This is a genomic window from Pseudomonas sp. TS_SC_3 (genome assembly GCF_056156225.1).
In genome coordinates this window covers 1376104-1396543 of record NZ_CM149586.1, presented here as the reverse complement: position 1 = coordinate 1396543, position 20440 = coordinate 1376104, and the positions used below count along the sequence as shown (strand labels likewise).

General features: G+C 58.9%; 18 protein-coding genes and 2 pseudogenes. 12 read left to right on the top strand and 8 right to left on the bottom strand.

Annotated features, from left to right (window positions below):
- Positions 1-36 precede the first annotated feature (36 nt).
- Positions 37-1176, bottom strand: a complete 1140-nt coding sequence (locus tag AC0J6G_RS06810) for an acyl-CoA dehydrogenase family protein (protein ID WP_475252481.1) — start codon at positions 1174-1176, stop codon at positions 37-39.
- Positions 1177-1336: 160 nt separating this feature from the next.
- On the opposite strand from AC0J6G_RS06810, the gene AC0J6G_RS06805 reads away from it, so the two are divergent.
- Entirely contained in the window at positions 1337-2335 is a 999-nt protein-coding gene (locus tag AC0J6G_RS06805; protein ID WP_475252479.1) for an AraC family transcriptional regulator, read from the top strand.
- A gap of 72 nt (positions 2336-2407) precedes the next feature.
- Positions 2408-3745: a serine hydrolase domain-containing protein gene (locus AC0J6G_RS06800; protein WP_475252477.1), complete on the top strand. Its 1338-nt coding sequence runs from the start codon at positions 2408-2410 to the stop codon at positions 3743-3745.
- A 141-nt stretch (positions 3746-3886) separates the two neighbouring features.
- On the opposite strand, the pseudogene AC0J6G_RS06795 reads toward AC0J6G_RS06800, so the two are convergent.
- A pseudogene (locus AC0J6G_RS06795) lies at positions 3887-4321 on the bottom strand (methyl-accepting chemotaxis protein); the annotation flags it as partial.
- A gap of 150 nt (positions 4322-4471) precedes the next feature.
- Positions 4472-5110: pseudogene (locus AC0J6G_RS06790) on the bottom strand (PAS domain-containing protein); the annotation flags it as partial.
- A gap of 375 nt (positions 5111-5485) precedes the next feature.
- On the opposite strand from AC0J6G_RS06790, the gene AC0J6G_RS06785 reads away from it, so the two are divergent.
- Positions 5486-6058 (top strand): SOUL family heme-binding protein, encoded by a 573-nt coding sequence (locus tag AC0J6G_RS06785; RefSeq protein ID WP_475252475.1) that lies wholly within the window; start codon positions 5486-5488, stop codon positions 6056-6058.
- Between the two features lie 73 nt (positions 6059-6131).
- Here the strand turns inward: AC0J6G_RS06785 and AC0J6G_RS06780 are convergent, their stop codons facing one another.
- Positions 6132-7316, bottom strand: coding sequence for an MFS transporter (locus tag AC0J6G_RS06780; protein WP_475252473.1), 1185 nt, complete (start codon positions 7314-7316; stop codon positions 6132-6134).
- A gap of 373 nt (positions 7317-7689) precedes the next feature.
- On the opposite strand from AC0J6G_RS06780, the gene AC0J6G_RS06775 reads away from it, so the two are divergent.
- Complete coding sequence (locus AC0J6G_RS06775) at positions 7690-8400, top strand: 4'-phosphopantetheinyl transferase family protein (RefSeq protein ID WP_475252471.1); 711 nt, start codon at positions 7690-7692, stop codon at positions 8398-8400.
- 71 nt (positions 8401-8471) lie between these two features.
- Positions 8472-9761 (top strand): M18 family aminopeptidase, encoded by a 1290-nt coding sequence (locus AC0J6G_RS06770; protein WP_475252469.1) that lies wholly within the window; start codon positions 8472-8474, stop codon positions 9759-9761.
- Positions 9762-9866: 105 nt separating this feature from the next.
- Here the strand turns inward: AC0J6G_RS06770 and AC0J6G_RS06765 are convergent, their stop codons facing one another.
- Complete coding sequence (locus AC0J6G_RS06765) at positions 9867-10583, bottom strand: UTRA domain-containing protein (protein WP_475252467.1); 717 nt, start codon at positions 10581-10583, stop codon at positions 9867-9869.
- A gap of 340 nt (positions 10584-10923) precedes the next feature.
- Between AC0J6G_RS06765 and AC0J6G_RS06760 the strand changes: the two genes are divergently transcribed.
- From AC0J6G_RS06760 to AC0J6G_RS06735, 6 genes are read left to right on the top strand one after another with little or no spacing between them, the layout of a single operon-like run.
- Complete coding sequence (locus AC0J6G_RS06760; RefSeq protein ID WP_475252465.1) at positions 10924-11982, top strand: ABC transporter substrate-binding protein; 1059 nt, start codon at positions 10924-10926, stop codon at positions 11980-11982.
- A gap of 55 nt (positions 11983-12037) precedes the next feature.
- Entirely contained in the window at positions 12038-12844 is an 807-nt protein-coding gene (locus AC0J6G_RS06755) for an alkaline phosphatase family protein (protein ID WP_475252463.1), read from the top strand.
- The gene (locus AC0J6G_RS06750) at positions 12844-13683 is read left to right on the top strand and encodes an ABC transporter permease (protein ID WP_475253633.1); all 840 of its coding nucleotides are present in this window, start codon (positions 12844-12846) and stop codon (positions 13681-13683) included. The genes AC0J6G_RS06755 and AC0J6G_RS06750 overlap by 1 nt, the downstream gene beginning before the upstream one ends.
- Positions 13670-14464: an ABC transporter permease gene (locus tag AC0J6G_RS06745; protein ID WP_475252461.1), complete on the top strand. Its 795-nt coding sequence runs from the start codon at positions 13670-13672 to the stop codon at positions 14462-14464. Before AC0J6G_RS06750 ends, AC0J6G_RS06745 begins: the two co-directional genes overlap by 14 nt.
- Entirely contained in the window at positions 14461-15450 is a 990-nt protein-coding gene (locus tag AC0J6G_RS06740) for an ABC transporter ATP-binding protein (RefSeq protein WP_475252459.1), read from the top strand. The genes AC0J6G_RS06745 and AC0J6G_RS06740 overlap by 4 nt, the downstream gene beginning before the upstream one ends.
- Positions 15450-16103 carry an HAD family hydrolase gene (locus AC0J6G_RS06735; protein ID WP_475252457.1) on the top strand — a complete coding sequence of 218 codons (654 nt, stop codon included), beginning with the start codon at positions 15450-15452 and terminating at the stop codon, positions 16101-16103. The genes AC0J6G_RS06740 and AC0J6G_RS06735 overlap by 1 nt, the downstream gene beginning before the upstream one ends.
- Here AC0J6G_RS06735 and AC0J6G_RS06730 read toward each other — a convergent pair.
- Complete coding sequence (locus AC0J6G_RS06730) at positions 16100-16969, bottom strand: LysR substrate-binding domain-containing protein (protein WP_475252455.1); 870 nt, start codon at positions 16967-16969, stop codon at positions 16100-16102. The genes AC0J6G_RS06735 and AC0J6G_RS06730 overlap by 4 nt on opposite strands.
- 162 nt (positions 16970-17131) lie before the next feature.
- Between AC0J6G_RS06730 and AC0J6G_RS06725 the strand changes: the two genes are divergently transcribed.
- Entirely contained in the window at positions 17132-17968 is an 837-nt protein-coding gene (locus AC0J6G_RS06725) for a bifunctional allantoicase/(S)-ureidoglycine aminohydrolase (RefSeq protein WP_475252453.1), read from the top strand.
- Positions 17969-18076: 108 nt separating this feature from the next.
- Here AC0J6G_RS06725 and ahpF read toward each other — a convergent pair whose 3' ends face one another.
- Positions 18077-19630: an alkyl hydroperoxide reductase subunit F gene (gene ahpF / locus AC0J6G_RS06720; RefSeq protein WP_475252451.1), complete on the bottom strand. Its 1554-nt coding sequence runs from the start codon at positions 19628-19630 to the stop codon at positions 18077-18079.
- A 162-nt stretch (positions 19631-19792) separates the two neighbouring features.
- Entirely contained in the window at positions 19793-20356 is a 564-nt protein-coding gene (gene ahpC / locus AC0J6G_RS06715; protein WP_475252449.1) for an alkyl hydroperoxide reductase subunit C, read from the bottom strand.
- Positions 20357-20440: the final 84 nt, after the last annotated feature.

Below are 20440 nucleotides of genomic sequence, written 5' to 3'. Positions count from 1 at the left end.
TGTCTGTCTCGCCTCTGCTCAGCCACTAGCCCTCTATCAAAGCTTCATCCCACGGCTGATGATCTCTTTCATGATCTCCGAAGTGCCGGCGAAAATGCGCTGGATACGCGCGTTCGCGTACATCTTGCAAATCGGGTATTCCCACATATAACCCCAGCCGCCGTGCAGTTGTACGCCTTCGTCGACCACCTTGCACAGCAGCTCGGTGGTGAAGAGCTTGGCTTCGGCCGCCACTTCCGGGGTCAGTTTCTTCTGGTTGTGGTCTTCCACACAGCGATCGACAAACACCTGCGCCACGTCGATCTGCGTGCGCATCTCGGCCAGTTTGAAACGGGTGTTCTGGAAGTGCGAGATCGGCCGGTCGAAGGCCTTGCGCTCGCGCACGTAATCGATGGTCACCTGCAGCGCAGCCTCGGCCGCTGCCACGGCGCCGCAGGCGTTGGTCAGGCGTTCCTGAGCGAGCATATTCATCAGGTAAAAGAAGCCGCCCTTGGCGTCGCCCAGCAGGTTGGCCTTAGGCACTTTGACGTTATTGAAGAACAGCTCGGCGGTGTCCTGGCTCTTCATGCCGAGTTTTTCCAGGTTCTTGCCGCGCTCAAAGCCTTCCATGCCGCGCTCAACCAAAAACAACCCCATGGCGTGTTTATTCGCTGGGTCGGTCTTGGCCGCGACAATCACCACATCGGCTAGCAAGCCATTGGAGATAAACACCTTGGAGCCATTGAGCAGGTAATGATCGCCCTGATCCACCGCGCTGGTGCGCATGCCGGCCAGGTCGGAACCGGCGCTCGGCTCGGTCATCGCCACCGCCAGAATCAGCTCGCCGCTGATAATCCCCGGCATAAAGCGTGCTTTCTGCTCAGCATTGCCGTACTCAGCGATATAGGGGCCGCACAGCGCCGAGTGCAGCGGCAGCATAAAACCCGGCTCGTTAATCTTGGCCAGCTCCTCGCACATGATCTGCTCGTAACGGAAATCCTTGAGCCCGGCACCGCCGTACTCCTCATCCGCCCAGGGCAGAAGAAAGCCCATGTCGCCGGCCTTCTTCCACACCTCACGGCTGACCACGCCGGCCGCTTCCCATTCGTCCTGATGCGGCACCACTTCCTTTTTCAGAAAGGCGGCAAAAGCGTCGCGAAACATGTTGTGTTCGGTGTCGAAAATAAGGCGCTGCATGCGGGTGTGCTCCCTGAGCTGAAGTCGTGCAGCAGGTTAGGCCTCACGCCCCCGCCGCCTCAATGACCCATGCGCTCAGCCTGGATTGACCCAATCGCTCGACCGGCTTGTCGGCGGCGCCGAGAGCTGCCTACCATCGGCGAACTTTCAAGGAGCCGTCATGCGCGAACGCACCATCGCCAGCCACTTTGTCCGCGCTGCCTTGCGCGGGGCCGAGCGCCAGGGCCACGACTGCACGCCGCTGCTGCGCCAACTGGGCATCCAACCGGCGTTGCTCGACGAGCCCCGCGCGCGGGTCGCCCCCGAACAGTTCGCCCGTTTGGTACAACTTTTGTGGGAAAGCCTCGACGACGAATACCTCGGCTTCGGCCGCCTGCGCAGCAAACGCGGCACCTTCGCCATGATGTGTTACGCCATCATCCACTGCCGATCACTGGAAAAAGCCCTGGGCCGCGGCGCGCTGTTTTACAGCCTGTTTCCCGAGGCCCCGACCATCAGCATCCAACGCGAAGGCGACTGGGCGCGGCTGAGCGTGGACGATTCCACTCTGTGGGACCCCGATCACTTTCTGGTGGAAAGCCTACTGGTGATCTGGCATCGCCTCGGCAGCTGGCTGATCGGCCAGCGCATCCGCCTGGAAGAAGCCACTTTCACCTACGGCCAACCCGCCCACGCCAGCGAGTACGAGCTGCTCTTCCCCTGCACCCGACGCTTCTCGGCCGGGCGCACCAGCCTGCTGTTCCATGCGCGCTACCTGGCCATGCCGCTGCTGCAGGACGAACGCACCCTCAAGCAATTCCTTCAACACTCCCCCGCCGACCTGCTGGCCCGCCCGGATGGCGGCGACAGCCTGATCAGCCAGATCCGCCGCCTACTCGGCCGCGACTGCAGCCACTGGCCGGATCTGGATGCCGTCGCCCAGCAACTGCATATGAGCCCACAGACCCTGCGCCGGCATTTGCGCGAGGAAGGCTCGAGTTTTCAGGAGTTGAAAGACCATCTGCGCCGCGACCTGGCGATTTACCACCTGGGACGTGACGAGTTGGCGATTCAGGATATTGCCGAGCAGCTGGGGTTTTCCGAGCCGTCGGCGTTTCATCGGGCGTTTAAGAAATGGACGGGGTTAACGCCTGGGGCTTATCGGGCGCAGGAAGGCTAACATTCATCACTCAACACACGTTGGCTAGCGCGGTGCTGCTGCACGCAGCCGGCATACACAGAGGATTATGTAATGGACGTACGCACGCTAAAGGGATCATCGCCAACCCGCTGGTGCCTGTTGCTCGTTGTATTCACCTGCTCGGCCTACGCCACTGAACAGGCGCAGTACCCCGATGCCCAAGCCAGTGACCCGGCCAAACTTGCCTGGATGGTTGGCTCTCCGCCACCGCCTGAACGCGTTCTACGTTTCGATGACGGCAGTTATTTCCGCTTCCCACAGATGCGCTGGAGCGTGTCCAACTTCCGCCAACTAATGCCTACCATTAATGTGTCGCGCGCGCTTAACGAGCCTTCACCGCTGCAGCGAGCACTGCGCGAAGACATCGATGCGCTCTCATTCGTGCCGCTCGGTGCTGCTGCTCCCATGACTTGGAAGCAGTCGTTGCAAGCCAACTACACCGACGGCATCGTCGTGCTCCACCGCGGCAAGGTGGTCTACGAGCGCTACTTGGGTGTTCTCAAGCCAGACGGCCAACACGGCGCCATGTCCGTTACCAAAACGTTTATGGGCACGTTGGCAGCGCTGCTCGTCGCCGAAGGCACACTGGACCCTACGCGTAAGGTTGCTGAGTACGTGCCTGAGGTTGCAGCCTCGGCTTTTGGCACCGCGACAGTTCGCCAGCTGATGGATATGACCACTGGCATTCGCTTCAGCGAAGACTATGCCGACCCCAACGCCGAGGTCTGGGCACATGCCGCCGCCGGCAATCCATTGCCCAAGCCTGCGGATTATCAGGGGCCCAGAACCTATTACGAATTTCTACAGACGGTAAAGCCGCAAGGGCGCCATGGCGAAGCCTTTCATTACCGCACTGCAAATACTGATGCACTCGGCTGGGTGTTGGCACGAGTGACTGGTCGTAACGTGGCGCAGCTGTTGTCGGAGCGTATTTGGAGCAAGCTGGGCACAGAGCAAGATGCCTACATGTCCGTGGACTCCAGCGGCACACCGTTTGCCGGAGGCGGACTCAACAGCGGGCTGCGTGACCTCGCGCGCTTTGGAGAAATGGTGCGTAATAATGGCCGCTACAACGACCAGCAGATCCTACCGGCAGAGGTTGTGGCAGACATCCGCAACGGGGCGAGCCGCGAAGATTTTGCCAAAGCGGGCTACGCACTGTTGCCCGGCTGGAGCTATCGCAATATGTGGTGGGTCAGCCATAACGCGCATGGAGCCTTTATGGCGCGCGGGGTGCATGGTCAGGCGATTTATATCGACCCAACGGCAGAGATGGTCATCGCCCGATTCGCAAGCCACCCAGTAGCCGGCAATGCGGCGAACGATCCAACGTCGCTCCCTGCTTATGAGGCCCTGGCCAAATACCTGCTTGAATCGACTGAGCGTTAAACATGAGGTGCCGGTAGCGTTCGCGCTACTGGCACAGGCATTGAAGCCGCGTAGCCCCCTAACGCATCGCAGGCCCATCAAGCCGTTGATAGAACCAAACGCTCTGCGCCGATTAACCGGCGATCACGGCTCTAGCATGGCTTATTTCAATTGATCAGAAAACCGCTCCACAGCGGCGAGCACCTGTTTGGCGCCTTCCTGAATTTCGACAATCAGCGCACCGGCTTCATTGGCCAGCAGCAAGCCTTGTTCAGCCTGACCTCGGCTGTTGGCCATACCGCGCACAGCATCATCGACCAGCTTTTGGTTCTGCTGCACAACACTGACGATTTCTTCGGTCGCGGTGCTGGTGCGCCCGGCCAGTTGTCGGACCTCATCAGCCACCACAGCAAACCCCCGCCCCTGTTCACCGGCACGTGCAGCCTCAATGGCAGCGTTGAGTGCCAGCAAGTTGGTCTGCTGAGCAATACCCCCGATGGTCTGCACAATAGAGCTGATTAATAGCGATTGCTTACCCAGTGCCTCAATGCCGGTCGAGGCGAACTGCATCTCGTCAGCAATTTTGTGCATGGTCTGAACAGTATCCTGCACCACTGCCGCCCCACGCTGAGCGCTGAGATCGGTTTGCTGGGAGATTTCAAAAGCAATACCCGCTGCCTGACTGACCTCCTCCTCACGCGCCACTTGATCAGTGACCAAAGTGGCGAACTTAACCACTTTGTAGAGTTTGCCTTGAGCATCGCAAACAGGGTTGTAGGTCGCTTCCAGCCATACCACGCGGCCACTGCCGTCGATGCGTTTAAAGCGGCTGGCCACAAACTCGCCGCGGTTGAGCCGATCCCAGAAGGTTTTGTACTCGGCTGAAGAAACCTCATGCGGGTCGCAAAACATGCTGTGATGTTTGCCCTTGATCTGGCCGAGGCTGTAACCCATACCCCTGAGAAACTGATCATTGGCTGTGAGTATGTGGCCCTCAAGATCAAACTCGATTACTGCAGTGGAACGTAACAGGGCCCGGATGAACGCGCTGTTCTCGGCGGCCACGTCAATTGTTTCGGTAATATCGGAGCCATAGCAGTGGATGCTCAACAGCTTGCCGTTGTCATCCAGCACGGGCTGCCACATCGCGCGTACCCAGGCCAAGCTGCCGTCCGCTTTCAAAAAGCGGTAGTTGTCCATCACTGACTCGCCTTTTTGCACCGCATTTCTGAGGTTGCGGTAGCAATCGAGTTGCTTGACGTACTCCGGGACCATTTGATCCATGCTGCGCCCTTCCAGCTGTTGCGCTGTATAACCGAGCATGCGGATGAAATTGCCGTTGACGTGTCTAATGCAGTAATTGTTATCAAGCGTGATCGACACCATGCGTGCGTCCATGCCCTTTTGCATCTGCCGGAACACCGAAAGCTCAGCCTGCAGCGCCTGTAATTCTATTTTCAAATGCTTGTTAAACATGACAACACCAATGCGGGCAGGATTGATCTGATTATCGGCACAAGCGTAGGTGGCATTAGCGCGACTCGCTTGTGACGGCTTAATTTACTTAGGTTAGACGGGGAGCAGCCGATCGAGGGGCCCCAGCCGCCTGGCAGCCGGCCATTAAGCGCATAGGCAGCAGAACCAATTGCAAGCTGAATGAACAGTGAAAATTCCCGATAACGCTAAGAGTAAACGCTAATGACATACCTTAAGCAGGCCACGGGATTCATGGTTGCCGCGATGATTGGGAGTGGAAATGCAATGGCCGTTGAAGAAGCGCAGTACACCCTCGTGCTCAAAGAGCAGCATTTTGAGGTGCGCGACTATGCGCCCCACGTTGTTGCGCAAACCCTGGTAGACGGCGATTTTGATCAAGCAGGCAGCAAGGCGTTTAGTCGACTGTTTGATTACATCTCCGGCAATAACACCTCAAGCCAAAAGATTGCGATGACGGCCCCAGTTGCCCAAGAGAAAACTGGCGAGAAAATTGACATGACCTCGCCCGTGGGCCAACAGCAGGTTAACGGACGCTGGGCGGTGAGTTTTATGATGCCGGCCGCTCAATCACTGGAAACCCTGCCCACACCCAAAGATCCGCAAGTGACCTTACGCCAAGTGCCCGCCCAAATGATGGCGGCGGTGCGCTACTCAGGTTTTTGGAGTGAAGATTCCTACACGCGCAACGAACGTGACTTAAATGCCTGGATCAAACAAAACGCCTACCGCATCGTGGGAGAACCGGTATGGGCCCGCTACAACCCGCCATTTATGCCCTGGTTTTTACGCCGCAATGAGATATTAATCCCCATTGAAATGCCGGCGAATGACAGCTGAAGCGCTCGCCCGCTGAGGGGCCGAGCCGCTCAACGATTAACACTGGCTCAATCAAGCCTCCAACAGGGTTGCTTTATAAGCGGCGCGCACTGACCCCGGCGGCGAGAAAAAGAGCAGCCAATACCGCCAGCATCGGCAGCCAACCGGCATGCTCCCAGATGTACCCGGCACCGTAACCAATTACGCTGGAGCCCAGGTAATAGGCGCACAGATACAGCGCCGAGGCCTGGGCTTTAGCCCCCGTAGCCCGCTGCCCTACTTGCCCACTGGCCACCGCATGCGCGGCAAAAAAGCCCAGAGTGAATAAGGCTAACCCCGCCACGGCGGCGCTCAACCACGGTGTAGCGCACAGTGCCACGCCCAGCAGCATAATGCCGATACCGCCTTGCATTACGTGCCGCGCACCCAAGCGTGGCACCAAACGCCCGGCCCACCCCGCGCTGAAAATCCCCACCAAATAGACCGTGAACAGCAGGCCGATCAAGCTGGAGGACAGGTTGAACGGCGCTGCAGCTAAGAGAAAACCCACGTAGTTGAACATCGCAACAAAGCCGCCCATCAACAAAAACGCCATCAGAAACAGCCGGCGCAATTCAGGGTTACTCAGGTGCACAACAAAGTTACGTAACAAGCCACGGGGCGATAGCGATTGCGCATGGAAGTGCCGCGAAGGCGGTAATAGCCAGACAAACAGCGCCAAGGCCAGCAAGCCCATACCGGCAATACCAGCCAATGCCAGGGGCCAACCACCCAGGTCGCTGAGCAAGCCGGCGAGCAAGCGCCCAAGCAAACCACCCAGTGCGGTACCGCCAATATACAGCCCCATCGCTGCCGGTAAGGCATCGGGGTCGAATTCCTCGCCTACGTAGGCCATAGCCAAGGCAGGCAAGCCACTTAGAGCCAAGCCAAGTAAGGCACGCAGCCATAACAGGTGGTCCCAGCTATCCACCAGCGCGCAGGCAATCCCCAGCAGTGACGCCAACCCCAACGCTGCCGCCATCACTGGCTTGCGCCCCCAGCTCTCGGCCAGCGCGCCGGATACCAACAGGCACACGGCCAAACTCAGGGTGGTCAAGGACAACGCCAGGCTGCTGCCAGCGGCCGAAACAGCGAAATGCTGCGCCAGCAACGGCAACAAAGGCTGCACGCAGTAGAGCAACGCGAAGGTCGCAAAACCGGCGCAGAACAGCGCCAGGGTGGCACGTCGGTAGGCGGCAGTGCCGCGCATCAAGTGCACAGATGAATCGACAGCAGGCATTGGCAGGCTCGCAAAATGGCTCTAAATCGGCTGTGCCAGCAGATTAACACGCGGCCAGACGAGCCGGTTGTGCCTGCGCGGCAAAGCCGTTATGCCGAAAATGAGCGGCACGAACAGGCGCTCAGCGATGGCTAAACGCCGCTCATAAAAAAACGGGAGCCCAATCGGGCTCCCGTACTCATTTGCAGAGAAATGCCGGAACACACCTCACGTACGTTTCGGCTACAACCTCACCTGCGCCCCCTAAGAAACGCATAACTGAGTCTGACAAAAAACACCTGAAGGCTTCGTTTAGCTTTGTAGCTGCTCTGCAAAGAATTGTAACCGGCGCACACTGCTGGCCGATGCGCCCAGCACGCGGCAAAATGCGCCCATGAATAGAAACTACCTGCCTGCGTGCTGCACGCCGCTGAGTCAGCACTGGCCATTGCCTCATCCGCTGCCCACGCTGCACTTGATCAGTACCTGTTTTGAACATGCACAGTTACACAGCGATGACTTCAGCCGCTGCGCCATTGAGCCGGTTAGAGGCGTGGCCAAGCGGCAAACTGAATACTTGGCTGGGCGCCTGTGTGCACGTCAGGCGCTGGCGCAGCTCACTGGCACCGCCGCTACACCGGGAAGCGGCGATGACCGTGCCCCGCAATGGCCAGCTGGCACGCTTGGTTCCATTACGCATGGCAGCGGTTGGGCCGGTGCCGTGGTGGGCAGCGGCGCTGACTGGCGTGGTCTTGGCCTGGATGTTGAGCGCATCATGTCGGGCAGTCGGGCGCAGCGCCTGGCTGGCGAAATCCTTACGCCGGCTGAGTGGCTGCGTTTGCAAAGCATGCCGGTTGAACAGCACGCCCAGCGCATCAGCCTGACCTTTTCACTCAAGGAGAGCCTGTTCAAAGCGCTCTACCCTCAGGTGCTGCGCCACTTCTACTTTCAAGACGCCGAAGTGCTTAGCGTCAGCCCAGACAACAGAGTGCAACTGCGCCTGCTGATTGACCTGCACACCGATTGGCCAGCGGGCAGCGAAGTGGCCGGCCAATTCGTCGAGTTTGATGGTTATCTGCTCAGCCTGGTCAGCATCCCGCGCTGATCTATTAGTCGCCACGCCCAATGCCTGGGGCAAATCCGCTAAACTCGGCCGATTGTCGTCTGGAGTGCCCTATGCGCGAAGATTTGAATCAAGGCCTAATCGATTTCCTCAAGGCCTCACCCACCCCTTTTCATGCCACCGCCAGCTTGGCCTTGCGCCTTGAAGCTGCAGGTTTTCAACACCTAGACGAACGCGCGAGCTGGCACACAGAAGCCGGCGGTCGTTATTACGTGACGCGCAACGACTCCTCGATTATTGCCTTCAAACTGGGCAAACGCGCACCGCTGGAAGGCGGCATTCGCCTGGTTGGCGCACACACCGACAGCCCTTGCTTGCGGGTTAAGCCGCAACCGGAACTCCAGCGTCAGGGCTTTTTCCAGCTTGGCGTAGAAGTGTATGGCGGCGCCTTGTTGGCCCCTTGGTTCGACCGTGATTTGTCGCTGGCTGGCCGCGTAACGTATCGCCGTGACGGCAAGGTAGAAAGCCAGCTGATCGACTTCCAATACCCCATTGCAGTGATTCCCAACCTGGCCATTCACCTTAACCGTGAAGCCAATCAGGGCTGGGCGATCAACCCACAGAGCGAGCTACCGCCCATTCTCGCGCAACTGGCGGGCAGTGACGCCGCCGACTTCCGCGCGCTGATCACCGATCAACTGGCGCGCGAGCATGATTTCAGTGCCGATGCGGTGCTGGATTACGAGCTGAGCTTTTATGACACGCAAAGCGCTGCAGTGATTGGCCTCAATGGCGACTTTATCGCCGGCGCGCGGCTGGACAACTTGTTGTCCTGTTATGCCGGCCTGCAGGCGTTGCTGGCAGCACCCGATGAAGAAAGTTGCGTGCTGGTGTGCACTGACCATGAAGAAGTTGGCTCCTGCTCTGCGTGCGGCGCCGATGGTCCGATGCTTGAGCAAGTCCTGCGTCGCGTGCTGCCAGACGGCGACGCGTTTGTCCGCACCATCCAGCGCTCCTTGTTGGTTTCGGCAGACAACGCTCATGCCGTGCACCCCAACTACGCCGACAAGCATGACGCCAACCACGGCCCGAAGCTCAACGCCGGCCCAGTGATAAAAATCAACAGCAACCAGCGCTACGCCACCACCAGTGAGACGGCTGGCTTCTTCCGTCACCTGTGCCTGGAAAATGAAGTGCCGGTACAGAGCTTCGTCACCCGCAGTGACATGGGCTGCGGTTCAACCATCGGCCCAATCACCGCCAGCCAGCTGGGCGTGCGCACTGTGGACATCGGCCTGCCGACCTTCGCCATGCACTCGATCCGCGAACTGGCTGGTAGCCAAGACCTGGCCCACCTGGTGAAAGTGCTGACCGCGTTTTACGCCAGCGCCGAACTGCCCTGACGCCTTTAGCTACAAACTCGCGACATCGTAGGGTGGATGGCGCTTTTTCCATCCACCTGGCTGCGATGCTGGATGAAAAGCACCATCAAACTTACCTAATGACCGTCACTCCGGCACCTCGACGCTCACATGCAGGGCGTCGTGGCGCCAGAACTCCAGGTCGCAATCAATCAACCGGCCATGTTGGTCGCGGTTGATCCGCACAATGCGCAGTGCCGGGCTGCCCACCGCGACTTTCAATGCCGACGCGGCTTCGCTATGCAACGCCGTGGGCACCATATCGAACCGCACGCGGCCGTAATGAATGCCGTATTCACTGGCGTACAGCTCGGTCAGCGAACGGGTCAGGTCGAAATCCAGGATGCCAGCGAAGTAATTCGGGTTGAGATAGTGCTCGACATACAGCACCAAACGCCCGTCGATGCGCCGCGCACGACGGATCTGGTACACGCTGGAAAGTGCCGGCAAAGCCAGTAGCTGACAGATCTCGGCGCTGGCCGGAATCAGTTTGGCGCTAAGCACTTCGGTGGCCGGCACCCGGCCCTGCTCGCCGACCATGGCGTGAAAGTGGCTGCGCACCAGCGGGTTATAGGTTACGCGCGGCGGCGAGACGAACCAGCCGCGACGCTCCTCGCGATAAATCAAACCCTGGGCCTCAAGTTGCCCTAGCGCCTCACGCAAAGTAATCCGCGTGGTATCGAATACCTCGCTGAGCTTGCGCTCGGCTGGCAACTGACTCCCCGACGGCAGCAGGCCGTGTTCGATCTGCTCCTCCAATGCCCGGCATATCGCTGTGACTGCCCGCGGCGCTTCATCGCGCATCAAGACCTCCAAATTTGGACTAGTCCAGCCCCAAGAGGGAGCACAAACTCATTCATGTGACTGCAAAAAACATGTTTCAAGTTTAAGCACTCTAGATGACTGCAACATGACAGCGTGCTGACTAACAGCGCTACCGCCCACCAAATCAGGCCTGTAGTCCGCGCAATGGTGGTTTTAATCATGGTCTACGCTAATGATGCGCCGGATTTAACGGCGCGGTTATAACCACAAACTGTGAGCCGTACATAAAACTGTCATTTAACCCGCCTAAATTGGCCTGGGTATTGCTGATCTAGACCAGCACCGCTTACCACGTACTTCAATCGCAAAGGAGTTTCCAATGAAACAACTGCTGCTGGCTTCACTGATGGGCTCAGCCATCGCCCTGGCCACCTCGGCCATGGCTGCTGAAACGGATTTGCAAGCACTGGGAAAAGCTGCACGCGCTGAAGGCGCGGTGAACAGTGTGGGCATGCCGGACAGCTGGGCTAACTGGAAAGACACCTGGGTAGACCTGAACACGCTGTATGGCTTAAAGCATATGGACACCGACATGAGCTCGGCGCAGGAAATCGCCAAGTTCGCCGCTGAAAAAGAAAATGCCACCGCCGACATCGGTGACGTAGGCGCTGCATTCGGCCCCATTGCCGTGCAGCAAGGTGTTACCCAGCCCTACAAACCCAGCACCTGGGCACAAATCCCGGATTGGGCTAAAGATGCCGACGGCCACTGGATGCTTGCCTACACCGGCTCCATTGCCTTTATCGTCAACAAGCAACTGGTCAAAGATATTCCGCGCTCCTGGGCGGACCTGAAAACAGGCACTTACAAAGTCTCTGCCGGTGACGTCAGCACCGCTGCACAAGCGGTAAACGGCGTGCTGGCGGCCGCCATCGCCATGGGCGGTGACGAAACCAATGTGAAACCGGCGCTGGAATTCTATGGCGAGCTGGCCAAACAAGGCCGCCTGTCGTTGGCCAACCCGACCATCCAGACCCTGGAAAAAGGCGAAGTGGAAGTGGGCGTGGTATGGGACTTCAACGGCCTGAGCTACCGCGACCAGATCGACCCCGAGCGTTTCGAGGTGCTGATCCCTTCTGATGGCTCGGTGATTTCCGGCTACAGCACCATCATCAACAAGTGGGCGAAAAACCCCAACGCAGCCAAACTGACGCGTGAGTACATCCTCAGCGACGCCGGTCAGATCAACCTGGCCAAAGGCAACGCCCGCCCCATCCGCGCTGAGCACCTGACCCTGCCTGCCGAAGTGCAAGCCAAGCTGCTGCCGCAAGAGCAGTACGCTAAAGTGCAGCCGATCAAGGATGCGGCTGCCTGGGAGGCCACCTCCAAAGCACTGCCGCGCCTGTGGCAGGAACACGTCATCATCAATATGAACTAACGCAATCTGGCCCCGGATTCACGCCGGGGCCGATTCGTTGCTAAGGCTTTCAATCATGTCGCACAACGTCATCCTCGTGGTTCTGGATGGCTTGAGCTATCAGGTGGCCCTGCACGCGCTGGGGCATCTGCAGGCTTACTGCCAGGCTGGACGCGCCGCACTGTACAAGCTCGACTGTGAACTTCCCGCGCTGTCACGCCCGCTCTATGAAGCCATCCTGACCGGTGTTACGCCGATCGAGAGCGGCATCGTCAATAACGATGTAGCGCGCCTGTCGAACCAGCGCAGCCTGTTCCACTACGCCCGCGAAGCCGGGCTGATTACCGCTGCGGCGGCCTATCACTGGGTCAGCGAGCTGTATAACCGCTCCCCATTCCAGGCTGCGCGCGACCGTCATACGGCAGACGCCAACCTGCCGATTCAATACGGCCACTTCTACTACGCCGATCATTACCCGGATTCGCACTTGTTCGCCGATGCGGAAAGCCTGCGCCTGCGCCACGCGCCCAATCTGCTGCTGGTGCACCCGATGAATATCGACGACGCCGGCCACAAACACGGCCTCGACAGCGCGCAATACCGCAACAGCGCGCGCAAGGCTGACGTGTTGCTGGCCGAGTACATTCAGCCCTGGCTCGATGCCGGTTACCAGATCATGGTCACCGCCGATCACGGCATGAACAACGACCGCAGCCACAACGGTTTGCTGCCAGAAGAACGCGAAGTGCCACTGCTGGTGCTCGGCAGCGCCTTTAGCCTGAACCCCAACGCGCAGCCCAAACAGCTGGAGCTATGCGGCACCGTCTGCGAATTGCTCGGCGTGGCCCACGACAAACCTGTCTGCCGGGAGCTTTTATCGTGATACCTGCCCTGCGCGGTAAATGGCTGGCGCTGCTGTGCCTGCTGCCCTTTGCCCTGTTCTTTATCGCCTTCCAGATTGCCCCGCTGCTGTGGGTGGCCAGCAACAGCCTGCAAAGCGCCAACGGCTGGGGGCTAGGCAACTTCAAAGACGCCTTTAGCTCACCGTTTTACCGCCAGGCCATGCGTCACAGCCTGGAAGTGGCGTTCTGGTCGAGTGTGTTTGGCATTGTCATCGCCATCATCGGCAGCTACTCGCTGCGCCAAGTCGACAGCAAGCTGCGCGACTTCGTCATGGCGTTTTCCAACATGACCAGTAATTTCTCCGGCGTGCCGCTGGCATTTGCCTTTGTCATCCTGCTGGGCTTCAACGGCGCGCTGACCATCCTGCTCAAACAGGCGGGGATCATCGAGGACTTCAACCTCTACTCGAAAACTGGCCTGATCGTGCTCTACACCTACTTCCAGATTCCCCTCGGTGTACTGCTGCTCTACCCGGCCTTCGACGCTCTGCGTGAAGACTGGCGCGAATCGGCCGAATTGCTCGGCGCAAGTAACTGGCAGTTCTGGCGGCATATCGGCTTGCCGGTGCTGACCCCAGCGCTGCTCGGCACCTTCGTGATTCTGCTGGCCAACGCCCTCGGCGCCTACGCCACGGTGTATGCGCTGACCACCGGCAACTTCAACATTCTGCCAATCCGTATTGCCGCGATGGTTTCCGGCGACATCTTCCTTGACCCGAACATGGCCAGCGCCCTGGCGATGATTCTGGTCGGCCTGATGACCCTGATCACCATCGTTCATCAATGGCTGCTGCGCCGGAGCTACCATGTCCCACGCTGAAAAACGTTCACCGCTGTTCCATCAACTGGTGGTCTACAGCCTGCTGCTTATCCTTATGCTGCCCTTGCTCGGCACCCTGCTCTATTCGTTCTCCACCAGTTGGTCGGCCAGCGTGCTGCCCAGCGGGCTGACCTTCAAGTGGTACCTGGCGCTGTGGAGCGATGCACGCTTCCTCGCCGCCTTCGGCCGCTCGCTGCTGGTTTGCCTGGCAGCGCTGGCGCTGTCACTGGTGCTGATTCTGCCGCTGCTGTTTGTGGTCAGTTATCACTTCCCTAAGCTCGACGCGGTGATGAACGTGCTGATTCTGCTGCCGTTCGCCATTCCGCCCGTGGTGTCCTCGGTCGGCCTGATGCAGCTGTTCGCTGGCGGCCCGCTGCCAATCCTCGGTACGCCGTGGATTCTGATTGGCTGCTTCTTCACCATCGCCCTGCCTTTTATGTACCGGGCCATCAGCAACAACCTGCAGGCGATCAACCTGCGCGACCTGATGGACGCTGCACACCTGCTTGGCGCCAGCACTTGGCGCGCGGCCTTTATGGTGGTGCTGCCCAACCTGCGCAAGGGCCTGATGGTTTCAGTGTTTCTCTCCTTCAGCTTCCTGTTCGGTGAGTTTGTGTTTGCCAACCTGCTGGTCGGCAGCCGCTATGAAACCCTGCAGGTGTACCTCTACAACATGCGCAACGACAGCGGCCATTTCACCAGTGCGCTGGTGATTTCCTACTTTATGTTCGTGCTGCTGATGACCTGGGCGGCCAACCGCCTGAATAAGGACAAATCATGAGTTATCTGAGTATCCAAGGCCTGCATAAAAGCTACGGCGACACGGCGATTTTCAGTGACATCAACTGCGAGATTGCCAAGGGCGAATTCATCACCCTGCTCGGACCGTCCGGTTGCGGCAAGTCCACCCTGCTGCGTTGCATCGCCGGTTTAACCGGGGTCAATGGCGGCAAAATCGTCCTCGATGGTGAAGACCTAGTACCCGTCGCCCCGCAAAAGCGCGGCATCGGCATGGTGTTCCAGAGCTACGCGCTGTTCCCCAACATGACCGTGCAACAGAACGTCGCCTTTGGCCTGCGCATGCAAAAGGTCAAGGGCAGCGAAGCCGAGCAGCGGGTAAAGGAAGTGCTGGGGCTGGTCGAGCTGAATGATTTTTCCGGCCGCTACCCGCAGCAATTGTCCGGAGGCCAATGCCAACGCGTGGCCCTGGCTCGTTCGCTGGTCACCCGCCCGCGCTTGCTGCTGCTTGATGAGCCGCTGTCGGCGCTGGATGCGCGGATTCGCAAACACCTGCGCGAACAGATCCGCAGCATTCAACAGGAACTGGGCCTGACCACCATTTTCGTCACCCATGATCAGGAAGAAGCGCTGGTCATGAGCGACCGTATCTTCCTGATGAACGCCGGCAAAATCGTCCAGAGCGGCGACGCCGAAACCCTCTACACCGCGCCGGTGGATGCCTTCGCAGCCGGGTTTATCGGCAACTACAACCTGCTGGATGCTGATGTAGCTAGTCGGTTGTTGCTGCGCCCGATCAACAGCCGCGTGGCCATCCGCCCGGAGGCCATTCAGATTGCCAGCCATGGCAGCATCGAAGGACAAATCCGCAGCCATCGCCTGCTCGGTAACGTCATTCGTTACCGCGTAGAAGCACGTGGCGTCGAACTGCTGGTGGACGTGCTCAACCGCTCAGCCGCTGACCTGCACGCCAGCGGGCAGCGCATCAACCTGAACATTGAAGACAACGCAATCTGTGAGGTGGCCTAATGGCCCTGGCAATTTTCGACCTTGATGAAACCCTGATCGGCGGCGACTGCGCCAGCCTGTGGACCCAGGAAATGGTCAAAATCGGGTGGGCCGATGGCGAGAGCTTTATCGCCCGCGAGCAAGAACTGATGCGCCAATACGCAGCGGGCAGCCTGGCCATGGAAGACTACATGGGCTTCACCCTGTCACCGCTGGTGGGGCGCACGCCGGAAGAAGTCGCGCATGTCGTCGAACCCTTTGTTGAGGACGTGATTGAGCCGATTTTCTACAGCGACGCCACTCGTTGCCTGGCCAACCACCGCGCAGCCGGCGACCGCATTCTGGTGATCTCGGCGTCGGCGCATTTTCTCGTCAGCGCTGTTGCCGCACGCTTGAAAATCGAAGACGTGCTGGCCATCGACCTGGAAGAGCAACACGGCCACTACAGCGGTCGCACCCAAGGCGTGATGACCTACCGCGAAGGCAAAGTCACACGCCTACAGGCATGGATGAAGGAACAGGGAGAAGTGCTCGACGGTGCTTACTTCTACTCCGACTCACGCAACGACCTGCCGCTGCTGCAAGTGGTTGACCATCCGCACGTGGTCAACCCTGATCCGGCATTGCTGGCATACGCTCAGCACGCCGGCTGGCCGATCCTCAACTGGCGCTAACTTAGGCCCTCAAGTGGCTGCATGATGCGTTCACACGCGCCAGTGAGCGCCACCGCCAATTCGCGGGCATAGGCCGGAAGCTGCTGGCGGGCATGCAACGCCACTTCTACATCCGCCACAGGGGCAAAGCCTTCGGCGGCGCCCAACTCGCGGTGCCCGGGGGTAAGCAGCCGTCGTGGCAGAAGCGTCAGCCCCAGCCCGCCTTCAGCGGCAGCACTGACCCCGGATAAGTTGCTGCTGACATAGGCAATGCGCCAGGGTTTACCCATGGCGTCCAGGGCGTGGGTCATTTCGAGGCGATACAAGCCGTTAGGCGGAAACACCGCCAGCGGCGCGGGATTACGCGCTAGCACTGGCCGAGCGCGGCTGTCCATCCAGGCCAGCGGTTCCGGCCAACTGGCTAAGCCTTTGACGCTGCCGATACGCTGCTTGATCAACGCCAGATCGAGCTCACCGGCATTAAAGGCGCTCCACACGTCATGGCTGAGCCCGTTGATGATTTCCAGGCGAATACCCGGATGGTTATCGGCAAAGTCAGCCAGGCAGGAGGTCAAGCTGTCAGCTGCGAAGTCGTCCGGCACGCCAAGGCGTACTTCGCCCGCTGGCTGATTACGGCCCATGGCCAGCTCGGCTTCATCAATCAACGAGACGATACGGTTGGCGTAACCGAGCAGGCGTTCACCCTCCGTGGTGGTCACCACATAGCGGCCGCCGCGTTCAAGCAGCTCCGCACCGACCTGCTCTTCGAGGCGGCGGACCTGTTGGCTGACCGTCGACTGGGTCAAATGCAGGCTCGCCGCGGCACGAGTAAACCCGCCCGTCTGCACCACGGTTATAAAAGCGCGTAACAACACCGGATCAAGCATGACCACACCCATTCATAAAGCCACTGGCCGGGATTCTACTATTTAATTTCAGAATCTACGCGCAAGTTCCTATAGTGAAGCCACGCCGGGATACCAAGCCACGGCTTGCTTATTTCGCTTTCCCGTCGGCCTACTGCCGACACTTCACAGAGGTCTGTCTCGATGAGCCAAACTTACTACGCCCCACATGGTGGCCACCCGGATCAGAAACAACTGCTGACCGACCGCGCCATGTTCACCGAAGCCTATGCCGTAATCCCCAAAGGGGTGATGCGTGACATCGTCACCAGCCACCTGCCGTTCTGGGACAAGATGCGCATGTGGGTCATCGCCCGCCCGCTGACCGGTTTCGCCGAAACCTTCTCGCAGTACATCGTCGAAGTCGCCCCTGAAGGCGGCAGCGAGCGCCCCGAACTGGACGCGAACGCCGAAGCGGTCCTGTTCGTGGTCGAAGGCCAAATCGACATCACCCTCGAAGGCAAGCACCACACCCTGGCACCGGGCGGCTACGCCTTCCTCGCGCCAGGCGCCGAGTGGAGCCTGCGCAACAACAGCAAGGCCAACGTTACCTTCCACTGGCTGCGCAAGCACTACCAGAAAGTCGAAGGCCTGCCAGCGCCAGAGTCGTTTGTCACCCACCGCGACAACGCCACCGTCATCGAGATGCCGGGCACCGACGGTGCGTGGAAGACCACCCGCTTCGTCGACATGGCCGACATGCGCCACGACATGCATGTCAACATCGTGACCTTCCAGCCCGGCGGCGTGATCCCGTTCGCCGAGACCCACGTGATGGAACACGGCCTGTACGTGCTCGAAGGCAAGGCGGTGTACCGCCTGAACCAAGACTGGGTCGAAGTCGAGGCCGGCGATTTCATGTGGCTGCGCGCATTCTGCCCGCAAGCCTGCTATTCCGGCGGCCCAGGCCCGTTCAGCTACCTGCTGTACAAGGACGTCAACCGCCATATGCCACTGACCCTGACCGGCCAGCCACGCTAAGCGCTGAAATCCGCACAAAAAACGGGCCACCCCTTGGGTGGCCCGTTTTTTATTTAGCGTAAATCAGCTTCGCAGCGCCGACCAACAGCCGACGTCCGAACGGCATGATCAGCTGCGGATCAGGTGATCAAAAGCACTCAACGATGCTTTGGCACCCTCCCCGATGGCGATCACAATCTGCTTGTAAGGCACGGTGGTTACATCGCCTGCGGCGAAGATGCCCGGCACGCTGGTGCTGCCTTTGGCATCGACAATGATCTCGCCACGCGGCGACAACTCGATCACGCCCTTGAGCCAATCACTGTTGGGCAGCAGGCCGATCTGCACGAAGATGCCTTCCAGCTCGACGGTGTGCAGCGTTTCGCTGGTGCGATCCTTATAAACTAGACCACTGACCTTCTGACCATCGCCTTTGACTTCAGTGGTCAGCGCGCTCTTGATAATGGTCACGTTAGACAGGCTGTTGAGCTTGTTCTGCAACACCGCATCGGCACGCAACTGGTTGTCGAACTCGATCAAAGTGACGTGGGCAACAATACCAGCCAGATCAATCGCGGCCTCAACGCCGGAGTTACCCCCGCCAATCACGGCCACACGCTTGCCTTTGAAAAGCGGCCCGTCGCAGTGAGGGCAGTAGGCTACGCCCTTGCCACGGTATTCCTGCTCGCCAGGTACATTCATCTCTCTCCAGCGGGCGCCGGTGGCCAGAATCAGGGTTTTAGCTTTCAGTGAGGCGCCGCTTTCAAAGCGCACCTCATGCAGCTCACCTGCTTGCTTGGCTGGAATAATGGCGCTGGCACGCTGCAGGTTCATGATGTCGACGTCGTACTGCTTAACGTGCTCTTCCAGGGCGCGAACCAGTTTCGGGCCTTCTGTTTCCTGCACCGAAATAAAGTTCTCGATAGCCATGGTATCCAGCACCTGGCCGCCAAACCGCTCGGCGGCAACACCGGTACGAATGCCTTTGCGCGCGGCATACACAGCCGCTGCAGCGCCCGCTGGGCCACCGCCAACCACAAGAACGTCAAAGGCATCTTTAGCATTAAGCTTTTCAGCATCGCGCTTGGAAGCACCGGTATCGATCTTGGCGAGAATTTCTTCCACACCCATGCGGCCTTGGCTGAACAGCTCACCGTTGAGGTAGATGCTCGGCACCGACATGATCTGCCGCTCTTCAACTTCCGCCTGAAACAGCGCACCATCAATGGCCACATGGCGAATGTTCGGGTTGAGCACGGCCATCAAGTTCAGTGCCTGCACCACATCCGGGCAGTTCTGGCAGGACAGGGAGAAGTAGGTTTCGAAGCTGAACTGACCTTCAACACCTTTAACCTGCTCGATCACGTCTGCTTCGAGCTTGGAAGGGTGACCGCCGACTTGCAGCAGCGCCAGTACCAGGGAAGTAAATTCGTGGCCCATGGGGATGCCGGCAAAACGTAGGCTGATGTCTGCACCCGGGCGATTCAGCGCGAACGAAGGCACGCGGCTGTCGCTGCCGTCTTCACGCAAGGTAATTTTGTCAGTCAGGCTGACGATGTCATGCAACAGAGCACTCAGCTCACGGGATTTATCGCTGTCATCAAGGGACGCGACGATCTCGAACGGTTGCGTGACCTTTTCCAGATAGGCCTTCAATTGGGCTTTCAGCGTGGCGTCCAACATGATTCAGGTACCCCTTAAACAAAATTCAGGAACAAAAACGCCCGGACGGATTGCGCCCGGGCGTTCGGGCACTTAAGAGGCTGGGTTACAGCCCTAAAGCGCAGAGCAGATTCAAACAACTTCAGCGTACTGCCTGCCGAAGCAAGGCAGTGCTGAGGTGTTTTAGATCTTGCCAACCAGGTCCAGCGACGGAGCCAGGGTCTTCTCGCCTTCTTTCCACTTAGCTGGGCACACTTCACCTGGGTGAGCAGCGGTGTACTGAGCCGCTTTCAGCTTGCGCAGAGTTTCCGATACGTCACGAGCGATTTCGTTGGAGTGGATTTCAACGGTCTTGATCACGCCATCTGGATTGATCAGGAACGTACCGCGCAGAGCCAGACCTTCTTCGGCAATGTGCACGCCGAAAGCGTTAGTCAGCTGGTGAGTAGGGTCACCGATCAGCGGGAACTGAGCCTTACCAACAGCTGGCGAGGTTTCGTGCCAAACTTTGTGCGAGAAGTGGGTATCGGTGGTGACGATGTACACCTCAGTACCGGCCTTCTGGAACTCGGCGTAGTTGTTGGCAGCGTCTTCAATCTCAGTCGGGCAGTTGAAGGTAAAAGCGGCTGGCATGAAGATCAGTACCGACCACTTGCCCTTCAGGGACTGTTCGGTGACTTCAATGAACTTGCCGTTGTGAAAAGCGTTGACCTTGAACGGTTGAACTTGAGTGTTGATGAGGTTCATCTCTGATTCCTTCTGAGGGTTAAGAAATTTACAGGGCGCATTTTAGCGCCTTAGACGAAAAAAGCTTATTAATTGCCAGCATCG

What these genes read in the sequence shown, in the direction of transcription:
- AC0J6G_RS06810 (WP_475252481.1), bottom strand. Translation starts at nt 1,176, where the DNA reads ATGCAGCGCCTTATTTTCGACACCGAACACAACATGTTTCGCGACGCT.
- AC0J6G_RS06745 (WP_475252461.1), top strand. Translation starts at nt 13,670, where the DNA reads ATGTCCCACGCTGAAAAACGTTCACCGCTGTTCCATCAACTGGTGGTC.
- AC0J6G_RS06740 (WP_475252459.1), top strand. Translation starts at nt 14,461, where the DNA reads ATGAGTTATCTGAGTATCCAAGGCCTGCATAAAAGCTACGGCGACACG.
- AC0J6G_RS06755 (WP_475252463.1), top strand. Translation starts at nt 12,038, where the DNA reads ATGTCGCACAACGTCATCCTCGTGGTTCTGGATGGCTTGAGCTATCAG.
- AC0J6G_RS06725 (WP_475252453.1), top strand. Translation starts at nt 17,132, where the DNA reads ATGAGCCAAACTTACTACGCCCCACATGGTGGCCACCCGGATCAGAAA.
- AC0J6G_RS06735 (WP_475252457.1), top strand. Translation starts at nt 15,450, where the DNA reads ATGGCCCTGGCAATTTTCGACCTTGATGAAACCCTGATCGGCGGCGAC.
- AC0J6G_RS06785 (WP_475252475.1), top strand. Translation starts at nt 5,486, where the DNA reads ATGGCCGTTGAAGAAGCGCAGTACACCCTCGTGCTCAAAGAGCAGCAT.
- AC0J6G_RS06765 (WP_475252467.1), bottom strand. Translation starts at nt 10,583, where the DNA reads ATGCGCGATGAAGCGCCGCGGGCAGTCACAGCGATATGCCGGGCATTG.
- AC0J6G_RS06760 (WP_475252465.1), top strand. Translation starts at nt 10,924, where the DNA reads ATGAAACAACTGCTGCTGGCTTCACTGATGGGCTCAGCCATCGCCCTG.
- AC0J6G_RS06805 (WP_475252479.1), top strand. Translation starts at nt 1,337, where the DNA reads ATGCGCGAACGCACCATCGCCAGCCACTTTGTCCGCGCTGCCTTGCGC.
- AC0J6G_RS06770 (WP_475252469.1), top strand. Translation starts at nt 8,472, where the DNA reads ATGCGCGAAGATTTGAATCAAGGCCTAATCGATTTCCTCAAGGCCTCA.
- AC0J6G_RS06800 (WP_475252477.1), top strand. Translation starts at nt 2,408, where the DNA reads ATGGACGTACGCACGCTAAAGGGATCATCGCCAACCCGCTGGTGCCTG.
- AC0J6G_RS06775 (WP_475252471.1), top strand. Translation starts at nt 7,690, where the DNA reads ATGAATAGAAACTACCTGCCTGCGTGCTGCACGCCGCTGAGTCAGCAC.
- ahpF (WP_475252451.1), bottom strand. Translation starts at nt 19,630, where the DNA reads ATGTTGGACGCCACGCTGAAAGCCCAATTGAAGGCCTATCTGGAAAAG.
- ahpC (WP_475252449.1), bottom strand. Translation starts at nt 20,356, where the DNA reads ATGAACCTCATCAACACTCAAGTTCAACCGTTCAAGGTCAACGCTTTT.
- AC0J6G_RS06730 (WP_475252455.1), bottom strand. Translation starts at nt 16,969, where the DNA reads ATGCTTGATCCGGTGTTGTTACGCGCTTTTATAACCGTGGTGCAGACG.
- AC0J6G_RS06780 (WP_475252473.1), bottom strand. Translation starts at nt 7,316, where the DNA reads ATGCCTGCTGTCGATTCATCTGTGCACTTGATGCGCGGCACTGCCGCC.